The sequence below is a fragment of the Natrinema sp. CRL1 genome (assembly GCF_059162405.1).
On the sequence record NZ_JBLVOY010000001.1, the window covers coordinates 566,570 to 578,937 of the forward strand.

General features: G+C 65.3%; 8 protein-coding genes. 3 read left to right on the plus strand and 5 right to left on the minus strand.

Annotated elements, in window-relative coordinates; genetic code table 11:
* Positions 1 to 145: 145 nt before the first annotated feature.
* A complete protein-coding gene (locus tag ACJYUO_RS03045) occupies positions 146 to 1,849 on the minus strand; it encodes an asparagine synthetase B family protein (protein ID WP_494343935.1) in 1,704 nt (567 codons plus the stop codon).
* 218 nt (positions 1,850 to 2,067) lie between these two features.
* On the opposite strand from ACJYUO_RS03045, the gene ACJYUO_RS03050 reads away from it, so the two are divergent.
* The gene (locus ACJYUO_RS03050) at positions 2,068 to 3,399 is read left to right on the plus strand and encodes a polysaccharide deacetylase family protein (protein ID WP_494343936.1); all 1,332 of its coding nucleotides are present in this window, start codon (positions 2,068 to 2,070) and stop codon (positions 3,397 to 3,399) included.
* A gap of 154 nt (positions 3,400 to 3,553) precedes the next feature.
* Here the strand turns inward: ACJYUO_RS03050 and ACJYUO_RS03055 are convergent, their stop codons facing one another.
* Both ACJYUO_RS03055 and ACJYUO_RS03060 read right to left on the minus strand, forming a co-directional pair.
* Positions 3,554 to 4,822, minus strand: a complete 1,269-nt coding sequence (locus tag ACJYUO_RS03055) for a PKD domain-containing protein (RefSeq protein ID WP_494343937.1) — start codon at positions 4,820 to 4,822, stop codon at positions 3,554 to 3,556.
* 150 nt (positions 4,823 to 4,972) lie between these two features.
* The gene (locus tag ACJYUO_RS03060; protein WP_494343938.1) at positions 4,973 to 5,947 is read right to left on the minus strand and encodes a glycosyltransferase family 2 protein; all 975 of its coding nucleotides are present in this window, start codon (positions 5,945 to 5,947) and stop codon (positions 4,973 to 4,975) included.
* Between the two features lie 181 nt (positions 5,948 to 6,128).
* Between ACJYUO_RS03060 and ACJYUO_RS03065 the strand changes: the two genes are divergently transcribed.
* The gene (locus ACJYUO_RS03065) at positions 6,129 to 7,400 is read left to right on the plus strand and encodes a polysaccharide deacetylase family protein (RefSeq protein ID WP_494343939.1); all 1,272 of its coding nucleotides are present in this window, start codon (positions 6,129 to 6,131) and stop codon (positions 7,398 to 7,400) included.
* A 106-nt stretch (positions 7,401 to 7,506) separates the two neighbouring features.
* Positions 7,507 to 8,568: a glycosyltransferase family 2 protein gene (locus ACJYUO_RS03070; protein WP_494343940.1), complete on the plus strand. Its 1,062-nt coding sequence runs from the start codon at positions 7,507 to 7,509 to the stop codon at positions 8,566 to 8,568.
* A gap of 183 nt (positions 8,569 to 8,751) precedes the next feature.
* On the opposite strand, the gene ACJYUO_RS03075 is transcribed toward ACJYUO_RS03070, so the two are convergent.
* Together ACJYUO_RS03075 and ACJYUO_RS03080 are read right to left on the minus strand one after the other, a co-directional pair.
* On the minus strand, positions 8,752 to 10,389 hold the full coding sequence (locus ACJYUO_RS03075) for a flippase (RefSeq protein WP_494343941.1): 1,638 nt from the start codon (positions 10,387 to 10,389) through the stop codon (positions 8,752 to 8,754).
* A 270-nt stretch (positions 10,390 to 10,659) separates the two neighbouring features.
* Positions 10,660 to 12,168, minus strand: a complete 1,509-nt coding sequence (locus ACJYUO_RS03080) for a right-handed parallel beta-helix repeat-containing protein (protein ID WP_494344426.1) — start codon at positions 12,166 to 12,168, stop codon at positions 10,660 to 10,662.
* Between the last annotated feature and the right edge of the window lie 200 nt (positions 12,169 to 12,368).

The following is a 12,368-nucleotide window of genomic DNA, read 5'->3' on the forward strand; positions in this document are numbered from 1 at the left end:
AGGCTAAAACTCCTTGGTATATAAGCATTCTCACGGTTCATCGCCCGTGAACGAAATAGCGGCCCGTTAGATCGGTTTCTGGCAGCAATATTCGCCGCCGAGACGATCACGTACGTGACCCGATCTTCGGGCCGGCGTGTTCACCTCAGGCGACGATCGGTTCCGGTGGCCGCAACCACGGCTGCAGTTTCCTTTTCGCGTCGGACCAACTCTCGAGCCACCCGCGGAGATCGACGAGCCTGAGTTTGTGTCTGGCCGGCAGGTCGTGGACGTGCTCGAGGTCGGAAAGCAGGCGGCGGTCGAGGTCGTGTCGATCGAAGAGCGTCTTCCGATCCGGCCACGGCGGCTCGAACGACGCGAGAAACGGCGTTTTCCGCCGGACGAACCCTTCGACCTCGTTGAGCAGCATCGCGTCGTGTGGCCGATCGGGCGGTCTATGCCGCAGGATATCGTCGTCGAGTCGCTCGCAGGCTCGAAGGAACGTTTCGGTCGTCCGGTGTTCCGGTTGCGTCCGGAGGTGCCAGTCGATCAGTTCGCGGTCGGTCGCCAGAAACGACGTCACGAAGTGATCGGCGAGGTGCGTGTGGAACGGCATCGACGGCTGATTCGCGATGCCACAGCAGGTGAGCGCGTTCTGGACCGTGTTCGCACGACCCCGTCTCCGGTCGAACTCCTCGCCGATCGCGTCCCTGACGAACGATTCCGGCTCCGCGTCGACGGAGGTCAGTTCGGCGAGTTCGAGACTCGCCTCGCGGCTGTAGCCGAACTTCTCGAGGAGCACCTCGACGGGGTCCGGATCGGACTCGAGCCGACCGGTCGGGACGGGTTTCCCGAGGACGTCGACGGTCTCCGAGGCGGTGAAGTGACCGCGCAGGAACGTATCACAGAGGAGGCCGTGGTACATCGTGTCGACCCCGATCTCGTCCGTGTAACCGGCGTGGTGGATGTGCAGGGATTCCTTGATCCCTTGTGAGTACCGCGTCTTCGACTCGTCGGCGCGGAGATAGCGATCGTCGGGCGGGAACGCGGTGTGGCTCGCACCGTACTGGGCAGCGACTGCTCTCGCGCCGCGGACCTCTTGGGCGTCTACCGAGCCGACCGTGTAACTGCGGTCGATGTCGCCGATCCGCGAGAGGATGATCCGCGAGTCGTAGCCCGCCGAGAGGAGCACGCCAGTTTGCCCGGGCAACGACGACCGCCGTCCCAGCGCCCGCTCGAGGCGCTCGGCGAGTTCGTCGACCGGATCGAACTCGCGGGCCGGCCGCGGATCGTAGACGAACCGCTCGAGCGAGTCGACCGACGCGGGCGTCAGCAGACTGTCGAGTGGGAGCCGAGCCAGTTCCGCAACGGCCGTCTTCTCACCGAGGGTGACGCCCAGATGCAGGAACTCGAGGACACCGTCCCGGCGGAGCGTCGGGTCCGAAACCGTGCGGCCGACCGCGGCCGCGTCGGTTCCGAAAACGCGTGCCCCCGGATCGTCGGTATAGAAACACTCTCGGGAGCGAATCGGGTCCGTTGCGACGAACGCGTCCCCGCTCGAGTCGGCGTCGACCACGGCGAGATACGACCCGTTGAGCGCGTCCAGCGCGTCGCGTCCGTCCGTCTCGTAGCGCTCGAGGAGCCAGCGAGCGGCGTTTCCCTCGTCACCGGGAACGTACGCCTCGCCCCAGATGAGACAGCACCCTTTTTCGCCCGCGTAGGTGGCGCTCCACCCGGACGTGCCCAGATCGGGATCTCTGATTCCGACCGTGACGGACGACCCGGCGAGCACCTCGTCGAAGTCGTCGCTGGATCTGAACCGCTCGAACGCGTCGATACCGCCGAATACACCGAATAGTTCCCTGTTCATCGTCGAAGACCACCTCGAGGCGGCGTACGATCACTCCGATGGAGTCGAGTTTCCGACTCGCCACACGTACGCCTCCGTGGAACAGCATCGGAGGGTCGCTCAATTACTATGGGACTGTTAAGCGCCGAGTCGACGCGTCCAGGACGAATTGAACCGGTCTCGATGTCGCCTATCAAATCTATAATAATGGGATCACCGTCGGTAGCTTCGGCCCGCCAATGACACGAAACCGCGCGACACGACGTCGGTTCCTCGCACTGTCGGGTGCCGCCGGACTCACCGGACTGGCCGGCTGTGCGGACCGATTCCAGTCGGCATCCGACGAACTTAGCGGTAACTCATCGGACGACTCGTCGGGCGATCCCGACGAATCGACCGTCCCGGGGCTTGCCGACGGCGTGCCGCCGCTCGAGACCGAGTTCGACAGCCGAGAACGGTATCGCCAGCCGGGAGAGTCGTTCGACGACTTCAGCGACCTCGACGCGTGGAGCGTCGGTCGAGGGTCGGGCGAGGCGGATACGGACGTCGTCTTCGACGGCGACCAGAGTTTCAAGCTTCAGTCGAACGGCAGCGAGAACATCGTCGCCCAGCGGAGCCTCGAGGGCGAGGACCTGACCGACATCGACCTCTCGGTTGCAGTTCAGACGACGACGCCCCAGAGCCTCACCATCAACCTGCGTCTCGTCGACCAGTTCGGGAGCGAGAAGGTGTACTCGCTGCGCGAGATCACGTATCGGTCGCCCGATGTCGGCTGGTTCCGCTCGAGTCCGGGCGTCTTCCAGCAAAGCGAGTACGAACCCGCGTTGGATCACCTCGACCGACTCGAGATTCAGGTGCTACACTCCATGTCGGAGGCGGAGGTCTGGATCGATGACCTGCGGACACACGAGACGCCCGATCAGGGGTACGTCATGCTGAGCTGGGACGACGGCACGCGGGACTACTACGAAACGGCCGCGCCGCTGCACGACGAGTACGGGATCCCGGCGGTCCAGGCACCGGTGCCGCGCTGGGTCGAGCGAAATCAGGATGGCACCATGTCGGTCTCGGAACTGCAAGAACGACAGGAGGCAGGCGACCAGATTGTCGTCCACGGGCGGCACAATCCGATTCACGAACTCGACGACGAATCGGCGATCGAGGCCCGACTCAGACAGGACAAACGCTGGTTCGTCGACAACGACTTCGAGGGAGCGAACTACATCGTCTACCCGCACAACAGCTACGACAAGACGAGCCTCGAGTACGCGACTGACTACCACTACTGCGGCGGGTTCAATCAGGCTGGCAACGTCAACACGACGAGCGTCTACGGCTTCGATCCGTTGGCGCTGCCGCGGACGATCGGGCACGACCTCGAGATCTCGAAGCGCTGTGTCGACCTCGCCGCCCAACACAACCAGTGTACGGTGTTGAACTTCCACACGTTCGACGCGGCGAACACGATGCCGGTAGGCGATTACGAATCGCTCCTCGAGCACATCGACAATGCTGACGTCGAGGTCGTTACGTTCGACGAGCTCTGGCGACTACGGACGAGCAATAGCTGAATTCGACGAGGAGAGTCGCCCCCGCTGTGCTGTTTGGAGACCTTTTTCGACGCATCACGAGTTCTATGGCTAGTCACGATACCGTTCCGGGCCGAGACGGGAAGCGTGCGACGGCACTGCCGTCGCGATGGACGACGCGGGGATCGGCGGCGAGTCAGCAGCTCGTCGAGAGCGTGACCCGATCGATGTCGGTCGAGCCGTCATCATCGACGACGCGCAGCGCGACCGGGTGGTCGCCGTTCGCGCTGACCGTCACCTCGACCGTCTCGCCAGTCTCGCTGAACGAGCCGTGGTCGCCGATACACCACTCGTAGCGGACGAGTTCCCCGTCTGGAGCGCTCGAGTTCGACGCGTCGAGCGTGACTGTTTCCCCCGGCTCGAGGGCCGTCTCGGAGCGCCACGTCGGGAGGAGTTCGATCCGAGCGACCGGGGACTCGTCGGTCGGGGTTCCTTCGCCCCCTGAGTCGGTATCGTCGCCGCCATCGTCGTCAGCTGACCCGTCGGATTCGGTGTCCGCCGGTTCCTCGTCGCTCGGCTCGTCGGGTTCGGATTCCTCCGGTGGCTCCTCGTCAGCCGGTTCGTCGGACACACTGGCGCTCCCGCTATCGGTGCCGGAATCCTCGAGCAGGAGTTTTCCCTCGAACAGTCGCTCGACGATCGCCGTGTGCCACTGGACGCGAGTCTCGAGTGCCACGTCGGTCGACAGTGTCTCCGCGAGGAATCCGTCGGCGTTCAGGTCTCGAGCGGTCTTGTGTGCGAGCAGGCCGGCGGGGTCGTTTTCGGGGTCGGAGAACGGGCCGGTCTCGAACGCGAGGGCGGGGTCGTCCACGGCGGTCCGCGTGACGTAGTCGGCGGCGTCGGCGGCGCCGTCGGTGGCCGCTTCGCCCGCGGAGTGGAAGATCGCCTGTCCGACGCCGTCCATCGGATCGCCCGCGTAGATGCCCGTCGACTCGTGCAGGTCGACGATCATATCGGGGTCGTACTCGCTGACGACGCCCCAGATAGCGCGGGCGAGTTCCGTTTCCGGCGTCTCCGACTCGGGGAACTGCCGGTTGAGGTTGTTCCCCTCGGCGTCGTTTCTGGTCCCGCGCTCGATCGCGACGGCGTTGGCTTCGGGGATCGCGACGAGCGTGCCAGCATCGATCGTCCACTCTGCGATCCGGCCCGCGGCCGTGTAGCCCGCGACCTCGTTTCCGTGTATCCCGCCGACGACGACCGCCGTCGGCCCCTCGGCGGCCGCGGTCGTCACGTACGCCGTCGTCTCCTCTTCGGTCCCCTCGCGAATGACAATGGTTTCTCGAGAGATAGCCCCCTCGTCACTTTGGGCCGAGTTGCCGACGACGCTTGCGACGCCGGCGCTCGCGAGTGCGAACCCGCTCGTGAGAGTCAGTACGGATCGCCGTGAGAGTGTATCGCGTCTCATCCGTTCGTGCCGTGGATGTGGGTCGATTTTACTACAGGTGAGATAACCGGTGGGAACGACACGATTGCACACCTGCAACGGTCCGCGCCGGTCAAATTCGGTCGGCGAGGCCGTTTCAGATCGGCAACGGTGGCCGGGCGGCCGGCAGGCTCACCGAGCGAGTCCGTACCGACCGACCGTGGCCACGGCGAGGAGGACAACGAGCGTTGCGACAACTGGAAGCGGTCGCCGCCGAGCGCCGGAGCCGGCAACCCAGCAGAGACCGGGGTACACCCGCGGTGAAACCGCGGCGTTCCTGAGATGCCACGCGCCCCGCAGGAATCGTCCCTCGGCAAAGTAACGTTTCGCGAGGACGATCGCGTGACTCGAGCGAATCTCGTAGCCCTCGTCCTCGAAGCGCTCGACCTCGTCTTCGTACGTCGAGAGGTACTGCTCGCTCGCCGTCGCGATGACGTCGGCCGACGGGTAGCCGGTTTCCTCACGGCGGACAAGCGCCTCGTCGACGAAGGCGAGTTTCCCCTGTTCGAGCACGCGCAGGCAGAACTCCGGATCCTGGAACCGGTCGAGATCCTCGTCGAAGCCGCCGGCCGCTTCGGCGATGTCGGTCCGGACGAGCAGCGTCGATCCGGCCCCCGGCTGGACGTTGTCGGCGAGGATTTCGCCGACCAGTTCCTCGTTTCCCTCCCGTGTCGGCTCGTCGTCCGACCGGGCGAGGACGGACGCGGCGACCGACCGAAGCCGGCCGCCCGTTCCGGAGAGGTCGTAAGTCGAATCGCAGTAGACGCCGACCCAGTCGTCCGACCGATCCTCGAGGGCCGCGAACTGCCGCTCGAGTTTCTCGGGGTGCCACTCGTCGTCCGAGTCGAGGAAGGCGACGTACTCCCCGCGGGCGTGCTCGAGGCCGGTGTTCCGGGCGACGTTTGCGCCCCGGTTGGTCGCGTGGACGACCGGCCGAACGCGGGGATCGTCGTACGTGGCGAGTACCGAATCGGTGTCGTCGGTCGAGCCGTCGTCGACGATGACGACCTCGAGATCGTCGATCGTCTGCTCGAGCGCGCTGTCGATCGCGCGCGAAAGCGTGGCCGCTCTGTTGTACGTCGGGATGATGACGCTGACGCGAGTCATTTCCCCGATCTTCCCGGGGAGAGCGGATTATTATCGCGTGGATAAACGCGGGGGCCAGACGATATCGGCTGCGGTGGCCCGCTCGGACGACCGCGAGCGTTCTCGAGCCGAACGGGATCGATCGGCGGCAAACGCACTAACGGCTGTATAAGCAAGAGCGATCGCTCCGTCGACGCGGCCGATGACGAATCGAAACCGCCGATCGTTCGTAACCACGGTTGCAGCGGCCGGTACGCTCGGGCTCGCCGGCTGCCTCTCGCAGGTGCGCGAGTGGCGCGGCGCAGACGGCGACCCAACGTCAACGCAGTCGAGGGACGGAACCGACGGCCCCGATGTCGGTGCCGATGACCGCCCGGACCTTCCGGGTAACTCGATCGACGGCTTCGAGGCCCTCGACGAGTGGACGGCGATGATCGACGCCGGCGACCTCGAGGCCGAGACGGAAGCGCCCTACGCCGGCTCCCAGTCGGCTCGCCTCACGGCGACCGAGGACACCGAGTACGCGGCAATCTACCGGACGGCCCCCGATAGACTGGATCTGCGCGGGACGACGCTCTCGATCGCGACGAAATTCACCGGCCGCGACCAGCTCCACCTTACGCTCGAGCTGTTCGCGCCGAACTCGCGTGACGCCTACGCGGTCCAGCGCACGCTCACCGGCCCGACCGATCGATGGGTCCGCGTCGACTTCGGGATCGACCGCATCGACGGCCAGCCCGACCTCTCGGACGTGCGCGAACTTCGCCTGACAGCCCGGCGACGCGGCGACCTCACCGGCTCGATCGACTGTCTGGTCGACGACCTCCGGGCGGTCGACCGGCCTGACACGGGCAAGGTCATGTTCCTGTTCGACGGGACCCTCGAGAGTCACGCAACGCGTGCCGCCGACCTGCTTTCGTCCTACGGCTTTGCGGGCGTCGAAGCGGTCATCCCCGAGGCCGTCGGCGAGGGCGGTCGGCTCACGCTCGACCAGCTCTACGACCTGCACGACGCGGGCTGGGACATGGCGGCCCGCCCGCGGACCGGGGCTCGCTTCCTTCACGAGTACACCCCCGAGCAGCAGGAGGGGATGATCCGGCGGACAAATGCCTTCCTCGAGAACCGCGGCTTCGAGGACGGCGCGAACCACTTCGTCACGCCCCGGAACGTGCTCGGTCCGACCGCCCTCGACCTCGTCCGCAAGTATCACGAGCAGGCGTTCCGGTTCGGCGGCGGCCCGAACGGCCTGCCGCTTACGGATTCCCACAACGTCGGGTTCTTCGCCGGCAGCGCCGGCGAGGAGACGAAAACGTACGTCGACTTCGCGGCCGACTACGACCAACTCGCCGTCTTGCACTTCGAACACATCGGCGAGGACGGGATGAGCGAGAAGGCCTTCGAGGATCTCCTCGCATACGTCGACGCGAAGGACGTCGATGTCGTCACCGCAACCGACCTGTTGGAGGGAACATGACCGCACGCAACGCAGGCGGTTCGGATCGGTTCGGTGGCAGCGACGAGCCCGAACTCGAGCGCGCGCCCGAGGCTATTTGCCGAGTCGCATCCCGGGGTGTCCGCTGATGTATCGAGGCAAGAGCGTCGGGGTCGTCCTCCCCGCCTACAACGAGGAGGGGTTCGTCGGCGACGTGATCCGCGAGATGCCTGCCTTCGTCGACCGGATCTACGCGGTCGACGACCGATCGACCGATGGCACCCTCGAGGAGATCTACGAAGCCGCACGGGAGGACGCGGCCGACCGCGAGCGCCGCGACGGTGACGGCGAGCTGGTCGAACAACTCGCCGCCGACGGCGGCGCATCCGCACTCTCGAGTCGCGCGACGGTCCGCGAGGCCATCGGCCGCGTCGTGCCGATCGAGCACCGGGAGAACCGCGGTGCCGGCGGCGCGATCAAGACCGGCTACCTCGCCGCACTCGCCGACGGCGTAGACGCCACGGTCACCGTCGACGCGGACGGCCAGATGGACCTCTCGCAACTGCCGCGGCTCCTCGACCCGATCGTCGAGGGCGAGGCCGATTACGCGAAGGGCAACCGACTCCTCTCCCGGGAGTACCGAGCGGCGATGCCGCGCTTTCGCTTTCTCGGGAACTCGATCCTGACTTTCCTGACGAAGATCGCGTCGGGCTACTGGAAGACGATGGATCCCCAGAACGGCTACACCGCAATCTCTCACGAGGCACTCGCGGCGATCGATGTCGAGGGACTTTACGAGTACTACGGCTACTGCAACGACCTGCTGGTCAAGCTAAACGTCCGCGGGATGCGCGTCGCCGACGTGGCGATGCCGGCCGTCTACGGCGAGGAGGACTCGAGTATTACCTACTCGCAGTACATTCCCAAGGTGTCGAGCATGCTGCTTCGCAACTTCCTGTGGCGGCTGCGGACCAAGTACCTCGTGTTGGACTTCCACCCGCTGGCACTGTTTTATTTCGTCGGCGCGGGCCTGGCGGCGACCGGCGTCCTCGCCGCCGCCGTGACGCTCGTTGCGACGCTGTCGACGCTCAGTCCGTCGGTACAGGGATCGACGATTCTACTCTTGCTCGTCGCCGGCGTCGCGTTCCTGCTGTTCGCGATGGTCTTCGACATGGCAGAAAGCGAAACCCTCGAAACGCAGGTACGATAGCCTCGTCGGTTGCGTCGTCGTCTCCACTCGGCTACATTCGTTCTTCCGCATGTCTGTGACAGATTCTCGAGGCTCGCTTCTCGCTCGGTGGTCGAAACAGTCTGCGTGGCTCGAGGGACTCCACAGTATCCTGATTCGTCACCGTTCTCGGCACCACGACAGATCACCGTTCGGGTCGTCCCGCTACGGAGAAACGCCCTGCAGTCCGGCGTCGAGCAGCCCCAGTGCGAGCCCTGAGACGAACAGAGAGAGTCCGGCGACGAACAGGATGACCTGTACCCAGTTCCGGCCGGGGCCGTCGTTCCCGCCGTCCGCGAGCCGGTGACAGATCGCATCCGCCTTCCCACCGATCGGATCCGGAGCCAGCGATAGCACTTCGAAGGGTTCGGCCGGGTCCAGCGCGCCCACGAGCAACGCGAAGGTTACGAAGATCCCGAACCCGACAGGCGGGACGACGACGAGCGCGAGCCACGGCTCCGCGATCGCCGTCGAGAGGGTGACGATCGGAACGGCTGCGAGAATCGTCGTCAGCGTCGCACGACCGAGCCGCGCGTCCGCGAGCGGGTCGAAGCCGACGAGTCGAGCGCTCCAGCAGTGGAAGACGACCATCGAGCCGTACCCGATGCTGGTCGCGACTGCCGCACCACCCATCCCGAAGCGGGGGATGAGCGCGAGGTTGAGGACGAGGTTGATCGCGGCTGCAACCCCGGTCGCCGCGACCGGATACCGGAGCGTTCCTTCGCCCTGCGAAATCGCGAGAATCGGTCGCGCGAGCGCGAACCCGAGCGCGCCGGGCAGTAACAACAACAGGGGCATAATCGCCGGCAGGGCTTCCTCGCCGAAGTAGATCGGCACGGCGACATCCGCCAACGCCGCGAGCCCGACCGCCATGACGGCCGTCAGGAGGAACGTGTACCGCATCGTCCGGGACGCGAGGTCGGAGATCTCCCCCAGCCGATTCTGGGACCACAGCTCCGACGTCGAGTGGACGAACACCGTCTGGAGCGCCATCGGGATGAACCAGAGGAATTCGGCGAGAGTCAGCGCCGCCTTGTAGTTGCCCACCGCCGCGCTCTCCCGGAATCGCTGGAGCATCACGATGTCGATGTGATAGAGCGACATCAGGAGGAAGACCAGCGCGATGCTCATCGAGTTGAAGGTGAGCATCTGTTTCCGGGGGAACCGCTCGGTTGGCCGGCTGAAGAGACAGGAGAGCGGTATCCGCCGGTGGACGAGCGCGAGGCCGATGACGGCGACGAGCGTGCTCGCGACCAGATGGCCCGCGAGCGCGCCAACCACCCCGGCACCGAGGGAAACCAGCGGCACGGCGACCGCGACGAAGGCGATCTTATCGAGGATCTTCAGCGGTTCGGAGTATCGCTCGAGGCCGAAGCCCATGAGCGTCTTCCGAGTGTAGTCCCGAAACTGGGCCGTCACCACGAGCGCGGCGAGAACGTAGAAGTAACGCCGCAGTCCCGACCCGAACGCGAGGTCGACGATCCCCAGTTCCGTCGCGAGGACTAGCGCGACTGCGCCGAGTCCGGATAGCAAAATGGCCAACCGGAAGTAGAAGCCGACGACGTGTTCGCTCCAGTCCGCCGCGGCGCGGTCCTCGGCGAGGAACTTGCGGACGCCGTCGGTGACGCCGGAGCTGACGAAGATCATGTAGATGGCGAAGACCGAGAGCAGAAACGAGTACTCGCCGAACGCCGACGCACCGAGAAGCCGGTACAGCAGCGGCGTCGAGAGCGCGGTGACGACGAGCACGACGACCTTCGCGCTGACGACCGATAGGACGCCACTCGCGATACTCCTGTTCACGGTTGCACCCCCTGGCGGTCGAACCGACTCTCGATAGCACCGCTGCCCCACGATCGGTCGCGATCCGACGGACTCACTGTGGTCTCACGGTGGGCGAAGCGAGGCGTTATTATACTGGGGTTAAACCGGCTCGAGCCGCGGGTTCGGGCGACGAGCGAGTGGAGAAAAACCGGCTATAGTAGCCACTGAAAGTCAGTGCACACCTGATCGCACGACTGCGTCGCGATCAGTGTGTAAATCGTTTCAGTGGCTACTATAGTGCGACGACGACTACTCGAGCGTGTTCTCCCAGGTCGTCACGCCGCTGGCACCGAGGTCGCGGATGCCGCCGACCAGCCGGTTCTTCTTGAAGGTCGGATTCGTCGACGACGAGTAGAGACAGACGGCCTCGCGGTCCTCCGAGGACTCGAGCGTCGAATCGCGGACGAGCACCTCGGAGCCGAGGTCGACGAACGGGTACTGACTGGCGTGCAGGTCGCTCCGGTAGATCGTCAGGTCGTCGCCCGTGTTGACGACGGCGTTTCGGTCGACGCCGTCACGTCCGTGCTGGGTAACGTCGATGTGACTGAACCGGCAGTTATCCCGTTCGCAGCGAATCCCGTCGCGGAACCCGCTTGCGTCTCCCGCTTTCCCCGAGATCGTCACCGTCTCTACGAGCACTTGCTCGCCATCGTCGTTGTCCCGAATCCAGAGCGGGTAGCCGCCGGCAGTGTCGTGGGTGATCTCCGTATCCACGATCGTCGCCTCCCCACAATCCGGCGAGAGGACGATCCCGTGGTTTACCTCCTCGCCGCTGAGTTCGATGCGTGTGTTGTCGATTCGCGCGCTGTTGCAGGTGTTCATCACCGAAATCGCGTGGCTGGTCGGTTTCGGCGAGGAGATCTCGACCGCAGCGCCGTGGATCTCGAGGTCGCGTCCGCTTTCGATCCGGATGCCACGCTGGGATTTGTCCGGCGACCGCGTCGAGTCGACTTCGACGGTTGGCCACCGGATTTCGCTTCCTCGACCGCCGACACGTATGTTTGCGCCGTTGCTGTTCCGGTAGAGACCGCCGTGGACGACGATCGTTCCGTTCCCGCCCGCCGCGTAGAGCCCGTTGTTCGGGAACCCGCCGAGCCAGCAGCGTCTGAACTCGAGCGTGCCCTCGGTTTCGTTCGCCTCTATTCCGATCGGGCCGCGCCAGCGCTCGTCTGCGTTCGGCGTGTTCTCGACCCACGCTCCCCCGTCAGGCGCTCGGAACCGCTCGACGATCCCCCGTCCGTCGGGGTCGGTGACGTTGAACAGGCCCGGCCCCCACGTACCGCTGTCGTGCTGGCCGCGGACCGTCACGTCGCGTACCTCGAGCCGGTCGGCGGCGTAGGCTTCGATGACGCGAATCCCCGTGTCCGGGGCCGTTTGATCGACGTCGAACCCTTCGAAACGGAGGTGGCTCCCTGGGCTATACGAGACGCCGAGACGGAACAGCCGATACTGCGGCCCGTCGAACTCGTAGTAGTTCGCTGGGATCAGCGTCGCGTTCTCGCCGACGACGCCGAAGTTCTCGAAGCCAGTAAACCGGAACTGTTCGTCCATGAAGTACTCCCCCTCGGGAAAGACGAGTAGGGTATCGTCGTCCCGCAGGTCCTCGAGAACGGGTGTGATCGATTCGGTCCCGGTATCGTCCGCGCCCGCGTCGGTCACGTCCACGACAGTCGCGTAATCGTCGTAGTAGTGGCTGTACGGGTCCGCGGCCGCGCCGGCGGTCCCCGTCAGTCCGATTCCGGCCGCACACGCGCCAATGGCTCCGCCCAGAAACCGCCGGCGTGAGCGCGTTCGCGGGGTCGATCCGTCGACAGATCGTCGACCGTCCTCCCCGCCGGTCGACCGAGAACGACGAGAAACGTCACGATTCGAGCGCTGCATATCACTTCGATCCGACATTGAAAGTCACTTCTTTCTGAGTGATGTCGGGATCCAGTATCTATGGATTCGGATAGCAA

What these genes read in the sequence shown, in the direction of transcription:
- ACJYUO_RS03045 (WP_494343935.1), bottom strand. Translation starts at nt 1,849, where the DNA reads ATGAACAGGGAACTATTCGGTGTATTCGGCGGTATCGACGCGTTCGAG.
- ACJYUO_RS03050 (WP_494343936.1), top strand. Translation starts at nt 2,068, where the DNA reads ATGACACGAAACCGCGCGACACGACGTCGGTTCCTCGCACTGTCGGGT.
- ACJYUO_RS03055 (WP_494343937.1), bottom strand. Translation starts at nt 4,822, where the DNA reads ATGAGACGCGATACACTCTCACGGCGATCCGTACTGACTCTCACGAGC.
- ACJYUO_RS03060 (WP_494343938.1), bottom strand. Translation starts at nt 5,947, where the DNA reads ATGACTCGCGTCAGCGTCATCATCCCGACGTACAACAGAGCGGCCACG.
- ACJYUO_RS03065 (WP_494343939.1), top strand. Translation starts at nt 6,129, where the DNA reads ATGACGAATCGAAACCGCCGATCGTTCGTAACCACGGTTGCAGCGGCC.
- ACJYUO_RS03070 (WP_494343940.1), top strand. Translation starts at nt 7,507, where the DNA reads ATGTATCGAGGCAAGAGCGTCGGGGTCGTCCTCCCCGCCTACAACGAG.